This window comes from Bacteroides caecigallinarum (assembly GCF_021531075.1).
In the GTDB taxonomy this organism is placed as follows: domain Bacteria; phylum Bacteroidota; class Bacteroidia; order Bacteroidales; family Bacteroidaceae; genus Phocaeicola; species Phocaeicola caecigallinarum_B.
This window is the reverse complement of sequence record NZ_JADYTJ010000049.1, coordinates 1-24,692: the sequence shown is the minus strand read 5'-3', so window position 1 is coordinate 24,692 and position 24,692 is coordinate 1. Positions and strand designations below refer to the sequence as shown.

Annotated in this window: 23 protein-coding genes; 15 read left to right on the top strand and 8 right to left on the bottom strand. The window is 39.9% G+C overall.

The annotated features are described in order from the left end of the window. The 5 genes from I6E11_RS12015 to I6E11_RS11995 all read left to right on the top strand — a co-directional run. Positions 1–896 (top strand): PRTRC system protein E (locus tag I6E11_RS12015; protein WP_235338262.1); only part of this gene is annotated, 896 nt, incomplete at its 5' end. 44 nt (positions 897–940) lie between these two features. Beyond that, positions 941–1,162: a PRTRC system protein C gene (locus I6E11_RS12010; protein WP_004326366.1), complete on the top strand. Its 222-nt coding sequence runs from the start codon at positions 941–943 to the stop codon at positions 1,160–1,162. 36 nt (positions 1,163–1,198) lie between these two features. Continuing rightward, a complete protein-coding gene (locus I6E11_RS12005; protein WP_235338261.1) occupies positions 1,199–2,308 on the top strand; it encodes a peptidase in 1,110 nt (369 codons plus the stop codon). A gap of 5 nt (positions 2,309–2,313) precedes the next feature. Then, the gene (locus I6E11_RS12000) at positions 2,314–3,015 is read left to right on the top strand and encodes a prokaryotic E2 ligase family D protein (protein WP_235338260.1); all 702 of its coding nucleotides are present in this window, start codon (positions 2,314–2,316) and stop codon (positions 3,013–3,015) included. Beyond that, entirely contained in the window at positions 3,012–3,794 is a 783-nt protein-coding gene (locus I6E11_RS11995; protein ID WP_235338259.1) for a PRTRC system ThiF family protein, read from the top strand. The genes I6E11_RS12000 and I6E11_RS11995 overlap by 4 nt, the downstream gene beginning before the upstream one ends. Positions 3,795–3,848: 54 nt before the next feature. On the opposite strand, the gene I6E11_RS11990 is transcribed toward I6E11_RS11995, so the two are convergent. Beyond that, the gene (locus tag I6E11_RS11990; RefSeq protein ID WP_072542225.1) at positions 3,849–4,154 is read right to left on the bottom strand and encodes a helix-turn-helix transcriptional regulator; all 306 of its coding nucleotides are present in this window, start codon (positions 4,152–4,154) and stop codon (positions 3,849–3,851) included. A 323-nt stretch (positions 4,155–4,477) separates the two neighbouring features. Here I6E11_RS11990 and I6E11_RS11985 point away from each other — a divergent pair, with 323 nt between their 5' ends. From I6E11_RS11985 to I6E11_RS11965, 5 genes are all read left to right on the top strand, one after another. Beyond that, positions 4,478–4,786 (top strand): helix-turn-helix domain-containing protein, encoded by a 309-nt coding sequence (locus tag I6E11_RS11985; RefSeq protein WP_235338258.1) that lies wholly within the window; start codon positions 4,478–4,480, stop codon positions 4,784–4,786. Beyond that, on the top strand, positions 4,764–5,060 hold the full coding sequence (locus I6E11_RS11980) for a helix-turn-helix domain-containing protein (RefSeq protein WP_235338265.1): 297 nt from the start codon (positions 4,764–4,766) through the stop codon (positions 5,058–5,060). Before I6E11_RS11985 ends, I6E11_RS11980 begins: the two co-directional genes overlap by 23 nt. Before the next feature lie 500 nt (positions 5,061–5,560). Next, positions 5,561–6,793 (top strand): site-specific integrase, encoded by a 1,233-nt coding sequence (locus I6E11_RS11975; protein WP_235338257.1) that lies wholly within the window; start codon positions 5,561–5,563, stop codon positions 6,791–6,793. A gap of 3 nt (positions 6,794–6,796) precedes the next feature. After that, a complete protein-coding gene (locus I6E11_RS11970) occupies positions 6,797–7,171 on the top strand; it encodes a hypothetical protein (RefSeq protein ID WP_235338256.1) in 375 nt (124 codons plus the stop codon). A gap of 96 nt (positions 7,172–7,267) precedes the next feature. Continuing rightward, a complete protein-coding gene (locus I6E11_RS11965) occupies positions 7,268–8,392 on the top strand; it encodes a Fic family protein (protein ID WP_235338255.1) in 1,125 nt (374 codons plus the stop codon). A gap of 71 nt (positions 8,393–8,463) precedes the next feature. Here the strand turns inward: I6E11_RS11965 and I6E11_RS11960 are convergent, their stop codons facing one another. Both I6E11_RS11960 and I6E11_RS11955 read right to left on the bottom strand, forming a co-directional pair. Next, positions 8,464–8,766, bottom strand: coding sequence for a helix-turn-helix domain-containing protein (locus tag I6E11_RS11960; RefSeq protein WP_235338254.1), 303 nt, complete (start codon positions 8,764–8,766; stop codon positions 8,464–8,466). Between the two features lie 33 nt (positions 8,767–8,799). Further along, complete coding sequence (locus tag I6E11_RS11955) at positions 8,800–9,111, bottom strand: helix-turn-helix domain-containing protein (RefSeq protein WP_181214301.1); 312 nt, start codon at positions 9,109–9,111, stop codon at positions 8,800–8,802. A gap of 857 nt (positions 9,112–9,968) precedes the next feature. Here I6E11_RS11955 and I6E11_RS11950 point away from each other — a divergent pair. The 5 genes from I6E11_RS11950 to I6E11_RS11930 all read left to right on the top strand — a co-directional run bounded on the left by I6E11_RS11950 (position 9,969) and on the right by I6E11_RS11930 (position 18,193). Continuing rightward, positions 9,969–10,334 carry a MobC family plasmid mobilization relaxosome protein gene (locus tag I6E11_RS11950; RefSeq protein WP_009319097.1) on the top strand — a complete coding sequence of 122 codons (366 nt, stop codon included), beginning with the start codon at positions 9,969–9,971 and terminating at the stop codon, positions 10,332–10,334. After that, positions 10,331–11,251, top strand: a complete 921-nt coding sequence (locus I6E11_RS11945) for a relaxase/mobilization nuclease domain-containing protein (RefSeq protein WP_235338264.1) — start codon at positions 10,331–10,333, stop codon at positions 11,249–11,251. Before I6E11_RS11950 ends, I6E11_RS11945 begins: the two co-directional genes overlap by 4 nt. Before the next feature lie 3 nt (positions 11,252–11,254). Next, positions 11,255–11,734, top strand: coding sequence for a hypothetical protein (locus tag I6E11_RS11940; protein WP_235338253.1), 480 nt, complete (start codon positions 11,255–11,257; stop codon positions 11,732–11,734). 1 nt (position 11,735) lies between these two features. After that, positions 11,736–12,935 carry a tyrosine-type recombinase/integrase gene (locus I6E11_RS11935; RefSeq protein ID WP_235338252.1) on the top strand — a complete coding sequence of 400 codons (1,200 nt, stop codon included), beginning with the start codon at positions 11,736–11,738 and terminating at the stop codon, positions 12,933–12,935. Between the two features lie 227 nt (positions 12,936–13,162). Continuing rightward, positions 13,163–18,193, top strand: coding sequence for a DEAD/DEAH box helicase (locus I6E11_RS11930; protein ID WP_235338251.1), 5,031 nt, complete (start codon positions 13,163–13,165; stop codon positions 18,191–18,193). A 401-nt stretch (positions 18,194–18,594) separates the two neighbouring features. Here the strand turns inward: I6E11_RS11930 and I6E11_RS11925 are convergent, their stop codons facing one another. The 5 genes from I6E11_RS11925 to I6E11_RS11905 form a co-directional block, all read right to left on the bottom strand. Next, a complete protein-coding gene (locus I6E11_RS11925) occupies positions 18,595–19,887 on the bottom strand; it encodes a DNA modification methylase (protein WP_117747744.1) in 1,293 nt (430 codons plus the stop codon). A 10-nt stretch (positions 19,888–19,897) separates the two neighbouring features. Then, entirely contained in the window at positions 19,898–21,013 is a 1,116-nt protein-coding gene (locus tag I6E11_RS11920) for a hypothetical protein (protein WP_235338250.1), read from the bottom strand. A 6-nt stretch (positions 21,014–21,019) separates the two neighbouring features. Beyond that, the gene (locus I6E11_RS11915; RefSeq protein WP_117747742.1) at positions 21,020–21,610 is read right to left on the bottom strand and encodes a hypothetical protein; all 591 of its coding nucleotides are present in this window, start codon (positions 21,608–21,610) and stop codon (positions 21,020–21,022) included. After that, on the bottom strand, positions 21,610–23,619 hold the full coding sequence (locus I6E11_RS11910; protein ID WP_235338249.1) for an AAA family ATPase: 2,010 nt from the start codon (positions 23,617–23,619) through the stop codon (positions 21,610–21,612). The genes I6E11_RS11915 and I6E11_RS11910 overlap by 1 nt, the downstream gene beginning before the upstream one ends. 897 nt (positions 23,620–24,516) lie before the next feature. Next, on the bottom strand, positions 24,517–24,692 hold a 176-nt coding region (locus I6E11_RS11905), incomplete at its 5' end, for a transposase (RefSeq protein WP_235338263.1).

Genomic DNA, 24,692 nt, shown 5'->3' with positions numbered 1-24,692 from the left:
CAGAACTGGATATGGGCTTCCTGCAGACCATACTCCAACCGATACAGAAGGTACAGGGACTGCTTGTCAATGCGGAAAATTTCGAGAAACAGGCAGAAAAGGCTACATCACAGGCCAAATCATCCAAAACTCCAACAGTACCGGCTGAATCAAAGGAAGCCAGGGAAAAACGTGAAAAGATGGAAAAGCTCCTCAAGAAGGCTGATGATGCAACTGCCGCAAAAAGGTTCTCCGAAGCAATGACATGGCTGAAACAGGCACGAGTGCTGGCTCCTTCAGAAAAACAGAAGGAGATTGACGAAAAGATGCAGGAAGTACAGAAACAGGCCAGCGAAGGAAGTCTGTTCGGTATGGCAGAGGAACCGGAGCCGGTAATTCCCCAACCACAAGGCAATATGAACGGTCAGTCACAGCCCGGTATGCAAACAAGCATATTCCCGGAGCAGCAGACCCATACTATGAATCCTGAACCTGTCATGCAGTCTGCTCCACAACAGATTCCACAGGGAATGCCTCAACCGGTATATGGAATGAACGGAGCATATATCCAACCTGCTCCAAACCGCCCCGTAATGCAAGGAACAGGTATGCCACAAGGAGCTACAATGCAGCCCTATCCGCAGCAGCCGGCTTACCAACCTGAGACGGCTCCTTATCCACAACAACAGGTACGGCAGCCGACAAACGACCATATACCGAACGGAACAGCACAGGTACAGAACGGAAACGGACGGGAATACCAGACTGCACCGGCAGCCCATGATACATTCTGCTTCGATCCGGAAGACGAGAATGACAGGGAACTTCTAAGAGAGGACCCGTATGCTGAATATCCGGATTTTCCGGCTGAGTACCGTATGAAGGACGAGGCACAGGTAGAAATGGTATACTGCTGATTATAAAAATAAATGATTTGTAAAACCAATAAACAATAAACAATATGGCACTGGAAATTAAAGGAATGAAAAGAGTATTCAAGATGAAGAAGAACAGTCAGGAAATCGTACTGGATGATCCGAACGTAAACATGTCTCCGGCTGAAGTAATGGATTTCTATTCAATGAACTATCCGGAACTGACCACCGCGACCGTACACGGACCGGAAATCGAAGACGACCGGGCAGTATATGAATTCAAGACAACCATCGGAGTGAAAGGGTAAGGACATGAAAAAAGGACAACATAAAAATAAAAAACCATGTACACAACTTACGGAACGGGCTTTGGAAAATTTAGCCAGACTTATCATATCGGAACTCGAAAATACGGACATAAGCCGGGGCATCAGGAGCAGAAAGAAAAGAAAACTCCCTCCAGCAGAAAGCCTCATGGTTTTCTGAACACGAGAATATCTTCCATCGCTCCCGACCTGTATGTGGAGAATGACAGGGATGTAACGGTAAATGTCACCACCAAAGAGAATCTTGATTTCCTGTACCGTTCAGCCATGAAGTATGCGCAGCTCCTGGATGTGGAGCTGCCATACCATCCTACAGGCAGGACTTCCATAAGAGAAAAAATATGCCTGCTATATAATGCGCTGGATTCCATAGTATCCCATCATGTAAATCTGGAACTTGTCGGTGACAGGCTCCAGTTCTGTATCTATCATTTCCATGAATGGCCTGATTACACCCTATTCCTGATACCGATAGATTTTACAGAAAGACTGAAAGGTGAAATCAAAAGGATCACACTGGAGTTCATCAGACGGTTCATCAAATATCACAGGATGATGGATATAACCGATACCCCTTATTTTGAGATGTCGGAAGTCTGTATCGATTATGTGGACTTTGAACAGCTTGATGAGGAAGAGAAAAAGGATTTGTACAGAAAGGAAAAACTTTTCAGGTCATATGAGAAAGGGAAAATCCACAGAAAACTGTGCCGGATGCACTCCAGGGCTTTCTGTAGGAATCTGGAAGAACATATCCGCAACTGTAATCCTTCCAGCAATAAGGAAAAAAGACTTTTGGAACTGATTACTGAAGGGATGTCCCTGATTGCAAAAGACAGTCCTCATATATTGAATTATGATTATGACTATGCAAGCGAAAAGGAAAGGGATTTCGAACCGCCACCGCTCGAATATCAGATTCTGCTTACATATTCCATCACGGATACGGTTACCAAAGACATGGAAAGCTGTTTCAGTACTGACTGTCAGGAAACATATAACCAGACTCCCGTATCATTTACATTCATCACACCGGAAACTGAAAAACTGTTCAGACCAGAGAATTATCCGGAACGGTTCTCAAAATGGTTTGAGAAATTTGTAGAACATGTTACCTATAATTTATAAACATCATGAATGAACTGACCCAAAACATACAGAAAATGATGGTACCGAAAGCTGCTATCATAGCCTACAAGTATGAAGACAGAAGAAATTCTGACACCAGGTACTTCATAGAATTGCGTCCCATCGGGAAAAGCGGACAGATGGGGGCAGGTATCCCCGTCACATACGAATTCATGAATACCCTGCTGGAATCCTATACAGAAGAAATGAGCGGAATACCGGCAGGCAGAGTCCCCGAAAACATGCTGGCCTGCAATCCGAGAAAAGGACAGGAAGAATATATCTGGTACAATCCGCCCGGAAAGAGACAGATGTTCTTTCACAAGGATCTCAATATACAGGACGGCATGTTCAATCTGCCGGGAATTGTCTACCATGTAAAAAACGGAAGCATGGACGTATTCGCCTTCAAGGGAAAACGTCCGATGGAGACGACTCCGCTGTTCCGTGCCCCGTTCTTCAACGTGACCGGATCAAGTGTCTGCCTTGGCAGCAGTTCACTGGACAAGCCACAGAACCCGACTTTTCTTTCCCTGCTGGAATACTGGGAAAAACGGTTCTGGCTGACTGAATTCTCCCATCTGGGAGGAAATGTGAATCCTACCGTTTCAAATCTTGTCATCGTCACCGAAAACATAAGAAACAATCCGTTCGACATGAACGAACTCAAGCCCATGAATAAAAAACTTAAAGACATACTTCCATGAAAAAGATACATTTTACCGACCGCTACCTGCTCAATCCGCGTCATCCGGTAACGGTATTCGTCATCGGAGCCGGAGGTACAGGCTCACAAGTGATAACCAATCTGGCACGTATGAGCATGGCACTTCAAGCATTGGGCCATCCCGGACTGCATGTCACCGTATTCGATCCCGACACAGTAAGCCAAGCCAATATAGGACGCCAGCTTTTCAGTGAGACGGAACTGGGACTGAACAAGGCCGTATCACTTGTCACACGCATCAACCGTTTCTTCGGATACGCATGGACTGCAGAACCGCAATGTTTCCCCACCAGGAACTTTTCTGGAGAAAGCACAGCAAATATCATCATAACCTGTACGGACAATATACGTTCACGTCTTACGCTTTGGAAGTTCCTGAAGAAAGTCCGCAAAGAAAACTTCAGTGACCATTCGGCTCCCATATACTGGATGGATTTTGGGAACAGCCAGACAAAAGGACAGGTCATCATCGGGACGGTACGTGAGAAAGTTCTCCAGCCTTCTTCACAGGAATATATTCCCATGCCTAAAATGAATGTCATCACCGAGGAAGTGGACTATGCAAAAATCAAGGAAAAGGAATCGGGACCAAGCTGTTCTCTGGCGGAAGCTTTGGAAAAACAGGATTTGTTCATCAACTCCACACTGGCACATATCGGATGTGACATATTATGGAGAATGTTCAAGGAAGGAAAGACACTGTATCGCGGTGTCTATGTCAATCTGGATACATTGAAAATGACCGCAATCCCAGTGTAATGCATAAGTGACCGTATCATCTTTCCATCAGAATACGGTCACTTATTCTATTTGCTACTTATTATTTACTATGTTCTTACCTCGCTGGAGAAGGAAACTCTGTATCTCTGAGGCAAGATAGAATGATTTCCCGTTCTTTTCCACCGAGTAATATTTAATCTTGCCCTCTTGCCGGTAACGTGCCAGAGTTCTTTGTGACACACCAAGGAGTTCTGCCAGATCCACATTATCAAGCAGTCTGTCTCCGTTCATACATTCTTTCAGACGGTTCATCTGGTCCAGTTTCTTTTCAATGCGGGCAAATCCCTCTACCATGGTTCCTATAAGTCTTTCGAGTATCTCATTATCTATATATGACATAATTCCAATGTTATTAAGTGAATAAATCGATACTCTCTTCATGCGCACTATAAGAGTATATACTTATAGTAGTGAAAATAGTATGCCTAAATCTGAAACAAAGGTCAATAAATTTGTTAAACACTGATAATCAGTTATATAATTTTTTCTACTTAATATTTAGTGCAAACTAAAAGTGTAAACTATGTAATAAAAAATTGGAAACCGGTTAACACCTATGGTGATTATGACTTGTAGTGATACCTGATGACATCTGATGACACGTTCTTGTTATCAGTGGCTACTTCATATTATTTTTGTTTCAAACACCTAAAAGAATGATTATGGAGATAGTGAATATAGAAGTCAACGCATTTATGGAAATGAACAACATATTGTTCAAGATAGAAAAACAACTGAAAGGACTGAACTCTTCCAAATCTGAACTGAGTGAATGGTTGGATAATCAGGATGTATGTATTCTTATGAATATATCAGACAGAAAACTGTTGTCTTTAAGACAGAAAGGGCTAATCCCCTTCAGTCGTATAGACAGAAAGATTTATTATAAAAAAGAAGATATTCTAAACTACATGAAGAAGAACCTCAAAACACATACTAATAATGGAAATGGGACAGATGGTATTGAATAAGGATAGTAATGAAATCAAAAGATTTATTGAAGCCATGGAAGGTATATCCCAAATATTGGATACAAATTCTTTAATCTATAGACCTATATTGGATGGGAACCGCTATATAACAGAACAAGAATTATCAAAGGCTCTCAAAATAACCAAAAGAACACTCATTGAATATAGAATGAATGGTAAATTGCCCTATTACAAAATAGGAGGAAAGATTCTCTATAAGGAACAGGACATTATAGATATATTGGAAAGAAACAAAGTTTTGGCATTTGAATGACATTTCTTAAATCACTAATAATCAAAAACTAAACTTTATAAAATAGCTTGTAGCTACCCCTAAATAACTATATAAATATTTGGAGGAATAGAACCGAACTCTTACCTTTGTAAAGTCAAATGATGATTAACGAGAATCTATCGAAAATTGGTGAATTTGGCATATGGCTGATTCAGTGGTTCGGGGATTTTTCCAAAGATATTAAAGTATTGCAAATTAGGACTTTGAATAGTATTATTCGATTCCTGGTGGCACCACTTTGAAGAAAAGCAAAAGACGGTAAAATCCTGATTTCCAAGCGAAATCAGGATTTTTTGTTTTCCCCAAGCACGCAAAAAACGGCAAAATATTACCGTTCGAGGTGGAGCAAAAGGTGGAGATAAAAGGTGGAGCAAAAATCTCCACCGAATTAGAGTCTTTCTCGCTGATTTGCAATGTTTTGCGTATCAAGAAAACGTGGTCGGTTTCCTACTTTTGTCCAAACTAAAAACTGTAGGAAAATGAAAAGAAGTTCATTCAATGTGCTTTTCTTCTTGAAGAAGACCAAGCTGCTGAAAAACGGAGAAGCATCCGTTTGTATGCGTATCACTGTAGATGGTACGCGAGTTGAAAACAACATCCGCAAAAGCATTGACCCGTCTCTCTGGAGTCAGGCTAAGGAATCCGCCAGAGGCAAAAGCCGCAAGTCATGTGATCTGAATGCCTATATCGAAAATGCGAGAATCAAATTACATCAGATTTTTTGTGAGCTGGAAGAACAGAACCAACCTATAACGGCACGTCTGTTACAGGAAATATTTTTCGGACAGGACAAAGAACCGGAAGCGGTACGCACCCTTATCGGTACCATGCAGGAGCACAATGACCAATGCCGTGCCCTAGTCGGGAAAGACTATGCCCTGATTACCGTTCGCCGTTATGAAAGCTGCAAGCGTTATCTTGCCGAACTTATCAGACAGAAATACGGAAAGGATGATCTGCCGCTGGCGGAAGTCAACGGTGAGCTGGTACGTGCCTTTGAATTTTATTTGAAGACTGAAAAGGAATGTCAGCAAAATACCGTTATCCGTTATATGAAATGTCTGAAAAAGATTACCAATCTGGCACTGGCCAATGAATGGATAGCCAAAGACCCGTTTATCGGTATCAAATTCCATGAAAAAGAAGTAATCCGTGAATTTCTTACCATGGACGAACTGCTGACTATTTACCACAAGGAATTTCCTCTGGAGCGAATCACCGTAGTCCGTGATGTTTTTATTTTTGCGGGCTTCACCGGCCTGGCTTTCATTGACGTACAACAGCTTTCCCCTGAGCATATCGTAAAAGACAATAACGGAAACCTGTGGATCAGGAAGCCACGTCAGAAAACAAAGAACATGTGTAACATTCCGCTACTGGATATTCCTTTGGAAATCCTGAGAAAATATGCAGATTATCCTGCCTGCAAAAAGAAAGGAGTATTACTGCCTGTTCCCTGCAATCAGAAGATGAACAGTTACCTGAAAGAGATTGCCGACCTGTGTCTGATAAAGAAGAACCTGACTACACACACCGCCCGCCACTCGTACGCCACATCTGTCTGTTTGGCCAATGGGGTAAGCATTGAGAATGTAGCCAAAATGCTCGGTCACTCCAATATCAAGATGACGCAGCACTATGCAAGGGTACTCGACAGTTCCATTCTGAAAGATATGAATAATGTAAGGGATGTACTTTCAAATTGCATGTAGCTTATGAAAAGAGAAATTATCCATATAATGGAGGACGGCAGGATTGTTATTCCTGCTGTCCATCCTGATAAGATTCGTATGGACGAAGCCGAACTCGTCGGCTTGTTCAATGTGGTTGCACCGACCTTACGAGCAGCGAAAAGAAGAATATATAAACTTGAGATTTTGCAACCATTCACCGCAGAACAACGTATTCCGTTAAAAGAGGGATATCAGGTAGTCTATAACCTGGAAATGATATTTGCGCTTGCCTTTCAGATTAATACTTATCCGGCCCAACAATTACGTAAGTATATAATCAGCAGACTGTTCCAAACTGAAAAGTCAATGGTTATCTGCATGATGAATGGTAATCATAAGTCATATCTAAAATGCTGATAAATATTGATTTCACTATTTCATGCGGATAATAAGCCGCAAAATTTGCGGTTAATTATCCGCAAAACCGTATATTTGCAGAAAACAGTGATGCCTATGTATATACATGAACATAAAGAATGGCCTTCTTTTTCGTGGAACAAGGAACTTGTCGGTGAGAAGCTGAACAAGGTAAACAAAGCTGTCGGTTATCTGATGGGACGCCTTAGTGTAATCGGTTTTAACGACAGGATGTCTGCCGTAGTTGAATCCATCTCTCATGACATCATTGCATCATCAGAAATTGAAGGAGTGGAATTGAACAATGAACAGGTACGTTCATCTGTAGCCCGCAAACTCGGAGTACAACTACCGAATCCGACCGAATCCTCACGATATATAGACGGAGTAGTGGAAATGGCACTTGATGCAACCGTCAATTTCAACAGTCCGCTTACCCATGAAAGACTATTCGGCTGGCACAACTGCCTGTTTCCTACCGGATGGAGCGGTCCGACGAAAATAGATGTAGCCCGATACCGCAGTGGAGATATGAAAGTTATTTCTGGAATGTTCGGCCGGGAAAAGGTACATTATGTAGCTCCTGCTCCTGAAAGAATAGACGAAGAAATGAATCGGTTTTTGGACTGGTTCAATTCAGATTCACATAACGGCTATGTAAAATCGGCGATAGCCCATTTGTGGTTTGTCTGCATCCATCCTTTCGATGACGGAAACGGACGAATCGGACGAGCCATTGCTGATATGGCACTTTCACAGGCCGAAAACTCAAAAATGCGTTTTTTCAGTATCTCACATCAGATAAACAAGGATAAAAAACAGTATTACGACATATTGGAGAAAACACAGAAGGGAAATTGCGAGATTACTGAATGGATCATCTGGTATCTTGACTGTCTACTCCGTTCTGTCGAGCAATCCGACGAAACATTGTCGAAGGTTCTTAACAAGGCCATATTCTGGCAAACCCATGCCGAAACAGTTCTGTCCGAACGACAACGTGAAGTCTTGAATTTATATTTGGACGGTTATCCCGGCAAACTGACGGCTAAGAACTGGGCAAAACGTGTAAAGGTATCACCAGATACAGCAGCACGCGATATAAAAGATCTGGTAGAAAAGGGTATTCTGATACCCCAGCAGGGGCGGGTTCGTGACGTATTCTACGGAATCCGGTGCAGTGAGTCTATCCTTGTCATCCCCATGCCTGAAGATTTATAATTGTTCATCATACAAGCATAAAGGCTGTGTGACATCGGTTTATCCAGACCGGTACACAGCCTTTATTTCTTTTATTTACCACTCATATATGCTTCCCGATAATTCTCCTGAAGCATTTTCTCAATATCACTCTCCCGATAAAGTATCTTACCTCCCAACTGGTAATAGGATATTCTTCCTTCATTACGATAATCCTGAAGCGTACGTCTGCTCAGTTTTAATTGTACCGACACTTCCTTGTCGGTCAGATAGCGTTCGCCACCCAGTACGGGACGGTTTCCGACCGCCAGATTCTCAATCCCGACCAGCATACGGTCAAGACTTCCCATGATACAGTGTACCCATTCTCTGCTGTCTGTTCTCAGTTCACTCATGTTATTATGGATTTAGTGGTTATTGTTTAACTGTTATATGTTACGGCCTCTGTAAAGAGCCTCTTTTCTTCTGTCCTCAACTTTCTTGACGATACCCTGTACATCTTCCGGCTTGTAGAATATCTTGTGATTGATTTGAGAAAAAGGCAGTGTGCCGTTATCACGGAGTGTCTGCAGGGTACGGGGCGAGATGTTCAGATACCGGCATACGTCCTGATTGTCCATCCACTTGTGCAACGTCCTGTCGTTCTCCCAGTTGCAAATTTCCATGACCCGATGTTCAAAGTATTCAAACTTACGCACCAATTCTTCAAACAGTTGTTTTTCTATTCCTACAAATTCCATATCGTTTCCTTTTTTGTTGATTGATATTTATTCTTTTTTCGTTGTTTGCGACAAAGAAAAGCCATATATTCTGAAAGGCAATGGTTTCCGCCTAACTGGCAGCATGTGGCGCTGATTATCTTAGTTATGAGGCCACTTTCATATCCTTTTCTTCAAATATCCCTATATTCAGGGACTCCATCCGATAATGAATTACAGAATAAAAGATCTATGAACCTGATTCAATAAAGGTCCATAGCAATGGATAAGGAATGGTTTATTTCCATGTAACCTTACTTCATCACTTTTCCAAGCCATTGATTAGATAAGGAAGCAAAGAAGTGTTCCTTCAATAATTCACAGACATGAATGTTTACAACAATACGACAATACGACATTAAGTCAGTAAATATTCAAGTCAATGAATCAGTAACTGTTTGCCCCCCCGGTTCATTGTTTCATCAAACAGGAAAAATACCGCATTCTACACCGATTGCCCTGCATACAAAGTGCAACAGGCTACATTGTTGCCACATCCCGACCAACTGTTTGACTATTGGTAACTTATATTCTTTTTTTGCCAGAGAATTCATTCCGAGATATATCGGAACATGGCAAACAAAATGAGAAAATACATGATGAACAGAAACGGAAAAACAGGCCTGTCCCCTCCATAAGATGATACCGATAACGGTATTATTTCTTCCGGATTTATAGAGGGCATATTCAGAGATGCTCAAAATAGCGGGACTCTGATTTTTAGTGGAGCAAGTTTGTGTTTCGGGCAGACCGAAACCGCTTGCTCCCACTACTGGATGCAGTGAGAGGTTCATCCCGCTGGTCTAATCAGTACATTCATTTTATACAATAGTCAACAGATGGAAAAGAAACAGAATACAGAAAGAAACAACAAGGGCGGCCGTCCTCCCAAGAGTACGACCGACAAACTGAAATATCGTGTTACCGTGAAACTGGCGACACCGGATTACTACACGTTGAAAAGCAGGGCAAGAAGCGCAGGCATATCGGCTAGCGAATACCTGAGGGAATGTTTCCGTAAAGGATATGTACGGCAAAGACTTACAGCGGAACATTCCGACTATATCCGTAAGCTATGCGGTATGGCGAACAATCTGAACCAGCTGGCTCATAAGGCAAATGCCGGAGGATTCGATACGGCAAAGCTGGAATGCCGTGTACAGGTGGCAAGAATCGAAGAACTGCTGAACCATATCCTGCTATGATTGCCAAGATTGTAAAGGGAAGTGGATTCCGTGAGGTTACCGGTTATATCATTGACAGTAAAAAGAATGCCAGGATTATCGCACATGCCGGTTTGTTCATTGAGGATGTTGCCACAATAACAAAGGCTTTCGAAGCACAGGCCGGCATGAATTCGAAAGTATCCAGACCGGTCGGACACATTGCACTGGGATTTTCCAAAGAGGATGAAAGCAGGCTGACCAGCCGGATTATGGCAGAAATAGCTTTGGAATACATGGAACGGATGGGCATAAGGAACACGCAGTTCTTTATAGCCAGACATTTCGACAAGGAGCATCCCCATATACATATTGCCTACAACCGGATAGACAATGATGGCAGGACCATATCCGACAAAAACGAGCGGTTACGGAGTGCACGCATCTGCAAGGAACTGACCTTGAAATATGGGCTACACATGGCCAAAGGTAAGGATCATGTCAAGACTGAACGTTTAAGGGAACCGGACAAGACAAAGTATGAACTTTACAGTCTGCTTAAAACGGAAGTCAGAAAGGCCGGGAACTGGAAGGAACTGATTGCCGGATTAAGCGAACAGGGAGTGGATGTACGGTTCAAATACAAGGGAAAATCCGATGAAGTACAGGGTGTCGTGTTCATCATGAACGGTTATTCCTTCAGCGGTTCCAAGATTGACAGACAGTTCAGCTATTCCAAGATAGATGCCGCATTAAAGACACCGTCATATTCGGAAACAAAAAGACAGGTAGCTGTTCAGAGTGAACCGACCTATCAACAGGAATCGCATGGCAGTGAATTGTACAGCGGTTCTTTAGGTCTGTTCACACCGAACCCGCAACCGGAACAACCTGAAGGCTATCCGGACGATTATTTGAGAAAGAAGAAAAAGAAAAAACAACGTAAAATAAGATGGTAAAGTATGGAAAAAGACAATGCATATGTTTTGTTTGAAGAAATCAAGAACAAAATTGAGATGATAAACGGGAAGCTGGAACAGAAGACCGAAACACCTACTGATGGACAGGCAGAAGAAGTGATCCCGACATGCGTAAGGCATATTCACCGGCATAGTTTTGACATCAGGTCAAGTAAAGTATTTTCTCTTTTGGTCGGAATGGGTGTGGTATGCAGCCTGTCCTTATGGGGAAATATCAGACTTTGGCAGTCCAACCGGCAATATGCAGACGACGCCCTGAAGTTCCGTGCCATCCGCTCCTGGAGCGGATGTACTCCGGGAGATATTCTCTGGTTGAACAAGGTTTTTGACATCCATCGTGACGAAAAGGCTATCGAATGGGTCAGAAAACAGGCCGACGGGTACGAAAACGAGCTGAAAGCTGTTTCCGACAGCCTGATGCATGAGAAACTTAAATTACAGGTAGAATCTGAATCCAATTGATATGGCCAGTGTTAAAGTAAAATTCAGACCTTCCACCATAGAGGGAAAGGAAGGCACCATCTATTATCAGATTATCCAGAACCGTGTAATCCGTCAGTTAAAGACGGATTACCGGATATTTACGGATGAATGGAACGAAGCTGGAAGCTGTATCATTATCGGTAGTTCGGAACGAAGCAATCTGCTCCTTTCCTTGCAGGAACGCATGGAGTGGGACCTGAAGCGGCTGGACATGATTATCCGACAACTGGATAACCGGAATAGTACATATACAGCGAATGATATTATAATAGCCTTTCAAAACAGGGTAAATGAACAGTCATTTTTTTATTTTATGCAAGGCATCATCAAACAATTAGAATTATTGAACAAAATACGAACATCAGAAACTTATACTGCGGCATTGAACAGTTTCATGAAGTTTCGCTATGGACAAGATATTCTTCTTTGTGAAATTGATAGCGATATGATGATGCTATATGAGGCATGGTTGAAAAGCAAAGGAATCTGTCCCAACACAGTTTCATTTTATATGCGTATTTTGCGTGCCGTGTATAACCGTGCTGTGGAAAAAGAACTGATTGAACAGAATTACCCGTTTAGACATGTTTATACAGGCATTGACAAGACAGTGAAACGTGCTGTTCCTCTAAAAGTCATCAAGTATATCAAGGAACTTGATCTGACATTGAAGCCGCATCTTGATTATGCAAGGGATATGTTCCTTTTTTCGTTCTACACCCGTGGAATGTCATTTGTTGATATGGCATATCTGAGAAAATCGGATTTGAAAAATGGTATTCTGACATATAGGAGAAAAAAGACTAGCCGGCAACTCACCGTTAAATGGGAAAAGTGTATGGAAGATATTGTAAATAAGTATGAAAGTTATTCTGACATGCAATACCTATTGCCAATAATCACCCGATGTACCGATGAACGGATACAGTACAGAAATGCCATCTCTCGTGTAAACATTGCTTTGAAAGAGATAGCCCGTTTAGTCGGTTTGACTCTTCCGTTGAGTATGTACTGTGCAAGACATGCCTGGGCAAGTATCGCTAAAAGCAAAAATATCCCTCTTGCAGTCATTAGTGAAGGTATGGGGCACGATTCAGAAGAAACGACACGCATCTATCTTGCTTCGCTTGACACAAATGTGGTGGATAAGGCGAACGGACTTATTCTGAAAGACTTATAACAGGATAGGCGTGAAAATTGTTTAGTAAAAAGCCGAATCTCTTGATAAGAGTTATAGTTTTTCTGCAAAAGTACACAAAATACTGAAAAAATAAGCATAAACAGCTTGTTGATAATGCCATAAATTGTATTAAAACTATCCGTCCGTTGAGCCAATCAAATACTCATAGGTATAGAACATACTGATTTTCAAATGAGATTTTACTTGCATTTATCTCTTATCAAGAGATGAATTTCAAAGAGATACTGCATAAATTCCGTACCGAATCATTCACGGAAAAGGAGAAAGGTACAAAGTTCGAGCGACTGATGCGCTCATGGTTGCTGACAGACCCACGTTACAACGAATTGGAAAAAGTCTGGCTATGGGAGGAGTTTCCGGGACGTAAGGATTTCGGAGGTACAGACACAGGTATAGACCTTGTGGCAAAGACAGAAATAGGAGACTATTGGGCCATCCAGTGCAAGTGTTATGCCGAAGATGCCACGATAGACAAGCCAGCATTAGATTCATTCCTCGCCACCTCCAGCCGCACATTTACGAATGAGATTACATTTCAAACAACCCGTTTTTCCAATCGCGTATGGATTTCTACTACCAGTCATTGGGGAAGCAATGCCGAGGAAGCCATCCGTAATCAGGAACCGCCAGTGACACGCGTTGGCATGGCCGACCTGAATTCATCTCCAGTGGATTGGCAAAAGCTGTTGGATGGTCTTACGGGAAACTCTGCACTAATAGAAGGCAAAAAACCGCGCAAGCATCAACTTGATGCCATATCCAAGGCATACACGCATTATATTACAGAGGGAAACGACCGTGGTAAGCTTATTATGGCCTGCGGTACAGGAAAAACCTATACATCGTTACTTATCGCCGAACAGTTGTTGAACGGCAAGGGACTGGTGTTGTTCATGGTTCCGTCCATCGCCCTGTTGGGTCAGTCACTTAACGCATGGGCAGCTGATGCTGGAAAATCCATAAAGGCAGTCTGTATCTGTTCGGATTCCAAGGCTTCACGTAAGATACAGAAAAACAAATATGATGATGCAGATGATAGTGTGGTAGACCTTGCCGTACCTGCATCTACCAATCCGAAGTCTATCGCCTCGCAACTGAAGAAGTACCGCAGCCATGACGGACTGGTGGTAGTGTTTTCCACCTACCAGTCCATTGATGCCGTGTCAGAGGCACAACAGGAGATACTTTCCGAAACAAACGGCGAATATGGTGTGTTCGACTTCATAATCTGCGACGAAGCACACCGCACTACGGGTGTAAAACTGTCTGATAAAGACGAGAGCAACTTCACTAAAATACATTCAGATAACAATGTGAAAGGTCGAAAACGGTTGTACATGACCGCCACGCCGCGCCTGTACGGTGAATCGGCCAAAGTAAAGGCTTCTGAAAAGGACTGCATCCTCTGTTCAATGGACGACAAGGCTCTTTATGGAGAAGAGTTCTATCGTGTGAATTTCTCCTATGCCGTACAAAACGGACTGCTGACCGATTATAAGGTACTTGTTCTTACCGTCGGTGAAAACGATGTGCCTGATAATATCAAGCGAGACATCACCGATACTACCACCGAACTGAATTTTGATGATACGTCTAAACTTATCGGTGTAATCAACGGCCTCTCAAAGATGATACAGGGTGATGATCACCGCACATGGGATGCCGATCCACACATGATGCGCCGTGCTGTAGCGTTCTGTTCTTCCATTGACAAGAGCGCAAGCAGGGCGGGCATCGCATCCAAATATGTGGCTTCCGTACTGCCGCAAATATCGGAAAAGTATGACAAAAATCTAGAGGCCGAAAGCCTATCGCATACCGTTTCGATAACCGCAAAACACATAGACGGCTCTATGAACTCACAAGAACGAAATGGAATCCTGCAATGGCTGGCTGATGAGCCGGACAATGACCGGGAGTGTCGGGTTGTAACCAATGTGCGTTGCTTGTCCGAGGGTGTAGACGTGCCGTCACTTGATGCCGTACTGTTTCTTTCTGCCCGTAATTCACAGGTGGATGTGGTACAGTCGGTAGGTCGTGTGATGCGTACTTTCCACAAGGGACAGCCCGATGAGAAGAAATACGGATATATCATCATCCCTATTGTTGTGCCTTCTGGTGTTTTAGCAGAAGAAGCACTTGATAAGAGCAAGACCTTTGATGTAGTTTGGGAAATCCTGAACGCGCTACGCTCTCACGACGACCGTTTCAATGCGATGGTGAATAAGATTGCACTCAACAAGCAGAAACCAAACAAACAGTCCTATACCCCGTCAGTCACTATCGGCAGGCCGGGATTAGGCTTTCAGGAGGGAGAGGAAGAAGCGCGGCAGATGGAGAACGCGGAAATCGCCCGTCAGTTGGAACTTAGATTCGGTGAATTGCAGGACGGCATGTATGCCAAGCTCGTGGAAAAGTGCGGCGACCGCCTATATTGGGAGAATTGGGCTAAGGAAATCGGACTCATCGCGCATAAGTTCATCGAGCGCATATCCAAACTCATCCAGTCCGGCATACACAAAAAGGCGTTCAACGAATACCTCAAGGGGCTACAGCGCGACCTTAACCCGTCAGTAGATGCGGCACAGGCCATCGAGATGCTGGCACAGCATATCATCACCCGTCCGGTATTCGATGCTTTGTTTGCCGATTACCAGTTCGTGAATAACAACGCCGTGAGCCGTTCCATGCAGCGCATGATAGACCTCTTGCAAGAACAGGCTTTCGAGAAAGATACCGAGATTCTGGATAAATTCTACAAATCGGTACGCATGAATGTGGGTGGCATTGATAATTTGGAGGGAAAACAGACCATCATCAAGAACCTATATGAGAAATTCTTTAAGGGCGCATTCCCGCTTACAGTGGAAAAACTGGGTATTGTTTATACGCCCGTAGAGTGTGTAGATTTCATCATCCGTTCTGTGGATGACATTCTTAAGGCGGAGTTCAACACTTCGCTGACCGCACAGAATGTACATATCCTTGACCCGTTTGTGGGTACAGGCACGTTCATTACGCGATTGTTGCAGTCCGGTCTTATCCGTCCGGAGGATATGGAACGCAAGTATCTGAACGAAATTCATTGCAATGAAATCGTGTTGCTGGCCTATTATATAGCTGATGTGAACATAGAATCCGTATACCACGAAATAACCCGTCGTAAAACTTACCTACCATACAGTGGAATCTGCCTAACTGACACCTTCCAGCTGGCTGAGAAGAAGCACAATGAGCTTTTTACTGAGTTCTTCCAGGACAATTCCAAGCGAGTAAAGAAACAGATGGCTACGCATGTGAGAGTTATTGTGGGGAATCCACCGTACTCAATAGGACAAAAATCTGCACATGATGATGCACAAAACCTTCAATATCCTAACCTTGATAAAAGAATAGCAGACACGTATGTGAAATTTACCGAAGCTTCATTAAAGAAATCTTTGTATGACAGTTATATTAAGGCTTTTCGTTGGGCCTCTGATCGTATTTCACAGGACGAAGGTGGTATTGTAGCATTTATTAGTAATGGTGCCTGGCTTGATAGTAGTGCAGGTTCTGGTATTCGCCGTTGCTTTGAGCAAGCATTTACCTCCATCTATGTGCTGAATTTGCGTGGAAATCAACGTACATCGGGTGAACTTTCACGTAAAGAAGGAGGAAAAATTTTTGGTAGCGGTTCTCGTACACCTATTGCAATCACTTGCCTTGTCAAGAATCCGAGCAAAAAAGGACAAAAAGCCATCATTCATTACCATGACATCGGCGATTATCTTAGTCGTGAGCAAAAGCTCAAAATGGTAAAAGAATTACGATCAATTTCATCTCAAAAATTATATTGGCAAGTTATAGAACCGAACGAAAAGGCAGATTGGATAAATCAAAGAGATGGACTATATGATAGTCTGATTCCATTTGCTCCTGAAAAGAAAAAGAATATAAATGCTCATTCTATTTTTTCAAATTATTCAACAGGTGTCATAACAAATCGAGAGTCATGGGTGTATAACTCAAATTTACAGACATTAACCGATAATTGTCTAAGACTTATATCTTTTTATAACTCTGAAACAAATCGTTTTATAAATGCATTAGCTCAAAATAACAATCTTGTTGCATCACATTTTGTAGATAAAGACGAAACTCAAATAAAGTGGGATGAAGCTTTATTTAAGGATGTACAAAAGGGTAAAAAACTGCAATTTGAGTCAAAAACAATAGTTGATGCAATATACCGTCCCTATTTTAAGCAACATCTTTACTTCAATAAAGCACTTAACTGGAGTAGGTATTTGATGCCGTCGTTCTTTCCAAATAGTTATAATAATATTGCAATATGCGTAAATGGAAGTGCTGGACAAAAAGAATTTTCTGTATCAATTACTTCTCATATTGTGGATAGGAGTTCTATTGGAGCTGGTCAATGTTTTCCTATGTTTTGGTATGAGGAAAACAAGAATACCCAAAGTTCACTTTTCGATGATGCAGAAACAAACCGTTATATTCGTCACGATGGCATCACAGACTGGATTTTAAAAGAAGTGCGCAATCGCTTCAGTGGTTCACGAGCCATTACTAAAGAACATATTTTCTACTATGTGTATGGCTTGCTTCATTCCAAGCAATACCGTGAACGTTTCGCAGATGACTTGAAAAAATCATTGCCACGCATTCCTATTGTTGATAACGTACAGGATTTCATGGCCTTTTATAAAGCCGGAAAAGAACTGACCGACTTGCATTTGAACTATGAGCAAGGAATCAATGAACAAAGCACTGGAAAAGATGGTGATTATTCGTTTTATGCAAATATTCCGATGCTCGCTCATCGTTCTTTGGGCGTAAAAGTTATTGGCGACATCGACATCTGGCAAAATGAATGGGCTGACGAAACCTATCAATACTTCGCCGTGGAAAAGATGCGCTTTGCCAAAGTGCGTGACGAAAACGGCAAGCTCGTAGCCGACAAGACACGTATCATTTACAACAGCCATATCACTATTGAAAACATTCCGCTCAAAGCCTACGAGTACATCGTTAATGGTAAGTCCGCTATCGACTGGGTAATGGAACGCTATGCCGTAACTATCGACAAAGCATCCCAAATCAAAAATGACCCCAACGACTGGTCAAGGGAACACGAGCAACCACGTTACATCCTTGACCTTTTGTTGTCAGTCATTATTCTATCTTTCAAGACAGTAAACACTGTGGATGCACTTCCGAAATTGAAGATATAATGTATTCCTTGAACAAAAGTGATGTTAGTTGAAAAAGAAACGTGATTGATATAGACGATTGCTTCACACTAAGTAAAATATGACCAATGAAGATATTGTTTGTATTGAGCAGCCGATAGGACAAAAGTATGAATTAATTTATGCCTATGTTGTTTGAAAACAGAATTCAGATATAAGAATAGACTTACAGCTGAATTCTGTTTCCATTTACACAAAATTTTAGACAATGTAACTTATAATTTAGCTAGTAATTATCACACTTATATTTAAGATTATGTCAACTTGTATGTACTTCCTGTTAGTTAATTAATAAATATATCTCCATAACGATTTTTCGGCTATAACAATCGATAAATCGCCTCCCAAATGTCACTATTAATATTCTGATTTATAATATTTTGCTAATAATCAATTACAATAACACTTTCTCGAAGTTTACCAATCTTTGCACTTTGTTGAGGACTGGTCTTTAAATCTCTGGCTTTACGAATCTCTCTAACTTTAAAGCCACAAGATTCTGCAATATCTGCAATAATGTAATCCACAGGCACTTCGACACCATAATATGCAGAATTTGCCACATTAAAATAAATAATTCCACCTTTCCGCATCTTTTTAGCAAATTCAGAAAACAAGAATTGCATATCTTCAAAATATCCACATATCATATTTATGATATCTGAATTCCAGACTTTTTGTTCATTTTTGGACATCTCATATAGACTCTTTTTTAGCCGTTCATTCTCTATCGGAATAATATTCTCATAAGATACTTGCACATGAGAACGTAATGTATTTTTACGCAATACACGAAGTTCTTCGTGAGAATTGATTAGTCCAAGAACCTTTAATTCTAGCATATAAATATCAGTATAATCTCTAGAGTTAAGATATGGAGGTGATGTTATAATTAGATCTATTTCTCCATCAGGCACTTTTTGTATACATTTTCTAACATCGCCTAAATAGCAGATTTCTGAATTGTGTACAGACGGATTCTCTTTAGAGATGATTCTAATATCTTCTGCAAATATTGAATTTAATTTATCCAAAAAGAAATTATGAATATCTTTTCTGCTAAAAATTCTAGTTTCCCATCCCTTTTTGTAGGACAAGCACTTACCATTACGAAACATATTGCTTGCTTGAAGAATGATTGACGCTAACGCGATAGTAAATAAATCTTTATAATCATCATTGTCAACAAGTGTTCTAATGGCATGTCTTATATCAAGAATACCATCTATAGATGCATCATGAAAGTTCCACTTCTTATTCTGATTTCTTTTTACAACAGTATCACCAAAAGGCAATGACTCTAGCTTACGTATATTCCGATTTGTATGAGATAATTTTTTAGTTATTGCCTTAACATAATACTCAAAACTATCTATATTATATTTTCTGCTTAATTTAACTGTTGATAGAAGATGCATGAAAGGGCTAACCTCAAATGAATAACACTTTATACCATGATTCTGTAACTCTACAGGAGTTGTTCCGCTACCACAAAACGGCTCTAAGGCACAAGATGGTACGAATGGTAATTCTCTTAGAATGTCTTCAATGAACTTCTTGGAATATCCTTCTACAAAAGGGTACCAACGATGTACAAAAACGTTCTTGTTTTTGTCAAATTGCATAACTGAATGGTATTTCTCTGTGCAATCTATGAATTTATAGTCTTTGTACATAGTTGTTATATTAGTTAGGGTGTTCGTTTATTACTCTAAAATCAGCTAATTTAATATGTCTATAATAAGACGCTCTATCTTTTTCTGGTATTTGGTCGATTGTCATGTCTGTTCCTGTATCCGGAAGTTCTTCTTCTCTTGCGTCAAATACAGCCAAATATCCCAACTTGAAATCTTTTTCTTCAGCCAACAATTCTGTTATGTAAGCTGCTGATTGTATGAATGCCTCAGGAACAATACGTGGCTTAGCGCTATATGTGGTTCCTATTCTCTTTCCTAATTTATGAATACTAGTGCCAACCCACTTGATTTCTATAAAATACAATCCCTCACCATCCTCGTCAATCATGGCAATATCTAGCCTCTTCAAACTTTCCAACATAACCTCTTTCTGCACGAAAAATACTTTTAATTTTTCCTTTAAGAACATACGTAAGTCATCTCTGAAACAATCTTCTGGAGTGTTTCTAAGTAATTGCTTATTAGCTTTGACAAATTGTTCATCACTAAGTTCCGAACCTAAATCAGCTCTCAGAGATTTTAAATGACTTTTTTCAACAAAGAACTTGGAATAGGTATCTCTAAGTTTTAAGTGTTTTCTATAATCCTCAAGTACTCTCGGCAATTCTGAAATAGTTTTTTTGCTATTGAATGAATGCAAAGCTGAACTTTCGTAGAAAATGGAATCACCACCATCGCGGCCATTAACAAAATAATTGATAATGCCTTCTGGGGACACCATAAACACAACTACTCCATCCATTGACATTTGTGTGAAGATGCGTCTTGTTTCGTTATTATCTTTATTCAAGTCATTATTGACTTCTTGAATGTTAAAATTAGAATCAATGACTATATGGCGATTTTGAATAAATAATTGATCTGTAAACAATTGTTCAATAGCACTGTCTGCATTAGTGGTAAGATTCAATAAGTCTTCTTCTGATATGACAATATACTTAAAGCTATTGTCTGGGTGTTTATCGCACATAGCTTTTATAAGCGACTGCATAAGTTTAAAGTTATCAGTAGCTTCTAATCCATTCAATGCCGCATCCACTATGGCATTCTGATTACGTTTTAGCAAATCCTTGAAGTTTGCATTTTGGCTGAATTTTGTTTTCATAACCTGCTACTTTATGATTTCGCTAAATATATATTCAAAATATAGCTCTATGTATTTCTCATCGCTAATGGCTGATGTATCGTCAAGGGTTTGCTCAAAAGCGACTTTGAAATCTTTGAGAACTTTAAGCGTTTCGCTATCAGGTGATGATGTATCTATACCGTCAACATTGTTGGTTTGCAAAGCATTCTCATAAGATGGATCATTAACAATAAAGCCAAATAATCGTTTTTCACCATATTTGCCTAACATATACATAACAGTTCTAAGCCATTCAACTTTTTCTTGACTCATAGGAATCTCCTTTTTAGAACTTAAAATCAAACCACCTTCATCTTCACATAATATTAAAGAACTCTTCAAATAGACTAAACTTCGTTCTATCAAATCTGAATATGGTCCAAAGGTTGTTACAGTAAAATGGTAATATGAGAATATATTCTCTATTCCTTCATGCTTGAAAGAATAGAGGACTTGCACTAAATACAATACTCTTTGAAAAGATTGTTCTGAAACAGCTCCCCACCCCATACTTTTAGCAATAGCAGAAACGGTTACAATATCTTCATTCGCTCTTATCAAATTCTTCTCTAACATTATTCCAATCTGTTTTTTATATGATGATAAATTGTTTTTAATTGCTCACTTGTGTTTTGTATAGTAGATTTTTTTGCAATATCTAATAAACCTACAATGCCAAGATTAATATCTTTCTGATCTAATAAATGTTCAATAAACAAACTATTGTTCAGATTTGATGTTATGATCAATGAGTTGGGCTTCGTTAGAAATTCTGCAAAAACACTTGCTGCATTCCTCTCGTAAGATATATCCAAACTGCTATCCGGGGTTTCTACTATATAAAAAGATGGAGTTTTATAGAAGAATGTAAGAATACTCATTCTGAAGGAATGATCTACAAAGAATCTTTGAGACTCCGACATTTCTTCTTCGTAAAACCGTACTTTCCCATCAATAACTGGATAAAACCGTTTGTTCACATCTCCAGCCTGCTTGATGTATGTTAATTCACAAGGCACACCTAAGAATTTTCCTGCGTATTGGGCAAAAATAGAGGAAAATTTATGAACATTAGCTGTTATGACATCTTCTATCTCATTTGAAATGGATTTCACTATATTATACTGCTCGTCTCGTTGTTTTTGATATGCCTCTTTTTGCTGTGTCAGACGATTTACTTCATCAAGAAAAGGTTGAATAGAATTTTGACTATTATCAGACATTGCATTCTCATACTCTAGTTCTCTGACTTTCTGCTGAATTATTCTTCTTTCCAATTCAATCTTTGTGAATTCCGAATCTAAACTAATTATTTGTTGTTCAATATTTTGTATTGTTTTCTTTTTGCTATTTATAGACTGATATAATGTTTTCCTCTGTATATTTATTTCATTAAAACGGTTTCTTAATATCGTGTCATCTTCTGTATTTTCATTAATTGGAAAATTACAAGCAAAACAACTATTTGAATTATTTGTTACTTTCTCAACCAATTCATCATTCGGCTGATTACACATCGGGCAAATGTGATTCAACTGAATATTCTTTATGAAAACATGATATGAGGGGTGCAGCGTCTCCCATATACGATTATTTAGTTGCTCCTCAATTTGCTTTAATTGTTTATCAATGTCATTTGCAGATAAACTGATTTTATTTATTTCATTCTGCAATAGCGATATGTCTTGACTCTTAGAAGCACGTTCTTTTTGTACAGATGCCAATCTAGCATCCATTTCCTCAAGCCGTCCTTTCAAATTAATAAGAGCGAGAGCTGGATTTCCTTGGTTGGCTGTTGAGTGGGCAGTGGATATAGACGTATCCTTCATTTTGCTCAAAACCTTATTGATGGCTCTCATGTCTTCTGAGCTATGTCGAGACAAACTATCAAAATACTTTGCTTTTCTGATAGCTTCTTGTCGTTTCTTATCAAGATCTGGATCGTTAAAATATTTGTTGAATAGTTCGCTTTGTACATCCGGGAAAACATCACCATCATTCCAAAGGATGGTTTTGTGATCTTCTCCAAAAAAGAGTACTTCGTTTACAAAAAATATCAGATCATCAAATTCTAGATTTGTGTTATCCTTAATGATTCTCTCATATTTATAAGGTAACGTATTAATTTTTGCCGTATCTGATAATTTTTCGTAGCTAAATTGATTTATTAAGGTACCGGGTAGTTCTGCACCATCTACCTTAAGCTGGGTCAAGGTTATGGAAGATAAGTCCCTTGTCAATTCAACTGTCACATTATTTAACTTCATGCTAATCGATACTGTAGGAGACGCATCTGTTGGAATGCTGTCATCCATACGATTGCTAAAATACTTTTGTGGAAACAATTGACGCTTTTCTATAATATTCCCTTGGTAAGTACGAGTATATCCAAAAGGCTTTTTATATAGTCCGAGAATAGCAAATCGAATAATATTAACAAAAGTGGTTTTTCCCATACCATTACCACCTAGTACTAGATTGACACCTTTAACAAAATCAAAGGTATAGTCCAGACCATTTGGATATAAAGTATAATTCTTGATGTTTATACTTAGCAATTCAGGTAGATATATTTGCCTACTCATTATTCAGTTATTTACTCAATTGTTAATACTATGTATATCAATACATTACACAATAAGGTTAGGGCGCAAATATATAACACGCCCAATTTAATAACAAAGATAAAATAAATTATCCAATATTTGATGTCATATTTGCTATTATTTAAAAATATAGCTATAGCTTTCAGGTTAAACTCTCTGTTGAATATTATTCTAACATTCATATATCAACATACAGCATATACCTTACTTCAGATAGTGAGAATTTTCTTCTTGAAATATCTATAAACAGTAAATTTTCCGCCAATTTTACTCTCAATATTAGAATATCATGTCCTGTTTGGTTTTGGTCTTTAGTGTGTAAATTAGAGTGATAGTAATATAAATCTACTAACACACTCCATCAGCATATCATAACTCAAAATTAGGATGGTAAATATATGACAATTTAGATTCAAAAACACATTCATGTTGTGTTTATGGATTAAACAGAAAAAGCCAATGTCATAGACCTTAATTTTGGGAGAAATATAAATTCCACACTGAGGTGGAGCAAAAACACAAGGCATCTGCTTGTATTTCAAAATAAAGCGTTACCTTTGTAGAGTAATAAGAAATCGACTCCGCAAGACACTGCAAAATATTGCAAGCCTCCGGTGGAGCAATAGCGGGAGATTACTTCTTTAGCTAAAAGATACATCAAAGATATTCAGCCACTTATCGTTAGATTACGATTCCTGGTGGCACCACTTTTAAGAAAAGCAAATGACAAAAAGAGGGTGTGTCAAAATGATGCATCCTCTTTTCGTTATATAATCATTGCTTTCTCATTTTTCATAGAGTATGGAGTATGCTTTCAATTTTCCTGTAATATCCCTATATCCATGCTTTCAAACGGTATAATCGGCTGTATATGGCTTACGCCACTCTTATATTTTTATAATTTTTGTCTGTCATCTTCTGATTCTTGATTTTAGCACACATTTTCTTTATATTAAAAGCAATGGCAAAGAAGGCAAAGTCCATTGTGACCTTGTCTTTTCCAAAATGCCTGAACCTTTTGTATCCCATATCGTATTTGATTTGTCCAAAGA

Coding starts and splice junctions, on each gene's coding strand:
- I6E11_RS12010 (WP_004326366.1), top strand. CDS start 941: ATGGCACTGGAAATTAAAGGAATGAAAAGAGTATTCAAGATGAAGAAG.
- I6E11_RS12005 (WP_235338261.1), top strand. CDS start 1,199: ATGTACACAACTTACGGAACGGGCTTTGGAAAATTTAGCCAGACTTAT.
- I6E11_RS12000 (WP_235338260.1), top strand. CDS start 2,314: ATGAATGAACTGACCCAAAACATACAGAAAATGATGGTACCGAAAGCT.
- I6E11_RS11995 (WP_235338259.1), top strand. CDS start 3,012: ATGAAAAAGATACATTTTACCGACCGCTACCTGCTCAATCCGCGTCAT.
- I6E11_RS11990 (WP_072542225.1), bottom strand. CDS start 4,154: ATGTCATATATAGATAATGAGATACTCGAAAGACTTATAGGAACCATG.
- I6E11_RS11985 (WP_235338258.1), top strand. CDS start 4,478: ATGGAGATAGTGAATATAGAAGTCAACGCATTTATGGAAATGAACAAC.
- I6E11_RS11980 (WP_235338265.1), top strand. CDS start 4,764: ATGGGACAGATGGTATTGAATAAGGATAGTAATGAAATCAAAAGATTT.
- I6E11_RS11975 (WP_235338257.1), top strand. CDS start 5,561: ATGAAAAGAAGTTCATTCAATGTGCTTTTCTTCTTGAAGAAGACCAAG.
- I6E11_RS11970 (WP_235338256.1), top strand. CDS start 6,797: ATGAAAAGAGAAATTATCCATATAATGGAGGACGGCAGGATTGTTATT.
- I6E11_RS11965 (WP_235338255.1), top strand. CDS start 7,268: ATGTATATACATGAACATAAAGAATGGCCTTCTTTTTCGTGGAACAAG.
- I6E11_RS11960 (WP_235338254.1), bottom strand. CDS start 8,766: ATGAGTGAACTGAGAACAGACAGCAGAGAATGGGTACACTGTATCATG.
- I6E11_RS11955 (WP_181214301.1), bottom strand. CDS start 9,111: ATGGAATTTGTAGGAATAGAAAAACAACTGTTTGAAGAATTGGTGCGT.
- I6E11_RS11950 (WP_009319097.1), top strand. CDS start 9,969: ATGGAAAAGAAACAGAATACAGAAAGAAACAACAAGGGCGGCCGTCCT.
- I6E11_RS11945 (WP_235338264.1), top strand. CDS start 10,331: ATGATTGCCAAGATTGTAAAGGGAAGTGGATTCCGTGAGGTTACCGGT.
- I6E11_RS11940 (WP_235338253.1), top strand. CDS start 11,255: ATGGAAAAAGACAATGCATATGTTTTGTTTGAAGAAATCAAGAACAAA.
- I6E11_RS11935 (WP_235338252.1), top strand. CDS start 11,736: ATGGCCAGTGTTAAAGTAAAATTCAGACCTTCCACCATAGAGGGAAAG.
- I6E11_RS11930 (WP_235338251.1), top strand. CDS start 13,163: ATGAATTTCAAAGAGATACTGCATAAATTCCGTACCGAATCATTCACG.
- I6E11_RS11925 (WP_117747744.1), bottom strand. CDS start 19,887: ATGTACAAAGACTATAAATTCATAGATTGCACAGAGAAATACCATTCA.
- I6E11_RS11920 (WP_235338250.1), bottom strand. CDS start 21,013: ATGAAAACAAAATTCAGCCAAAATGCAAACTTCAAGGATTTGCTAAAA.
- I6E11_RS11915 (WP_117747742.1), bottom strand. CDS start 21,610: ATGTTAGAGAAGAATTTGATAAGAGCGAATGAAGATATTGTAACCGTT.
- I6E11_RS11910 (WP_235338249.1), bottom strand. CDS start 23,619: ATGAGTAGGCAAATATATCTACCTGAATTGCTAAGTATAAACATCAAG.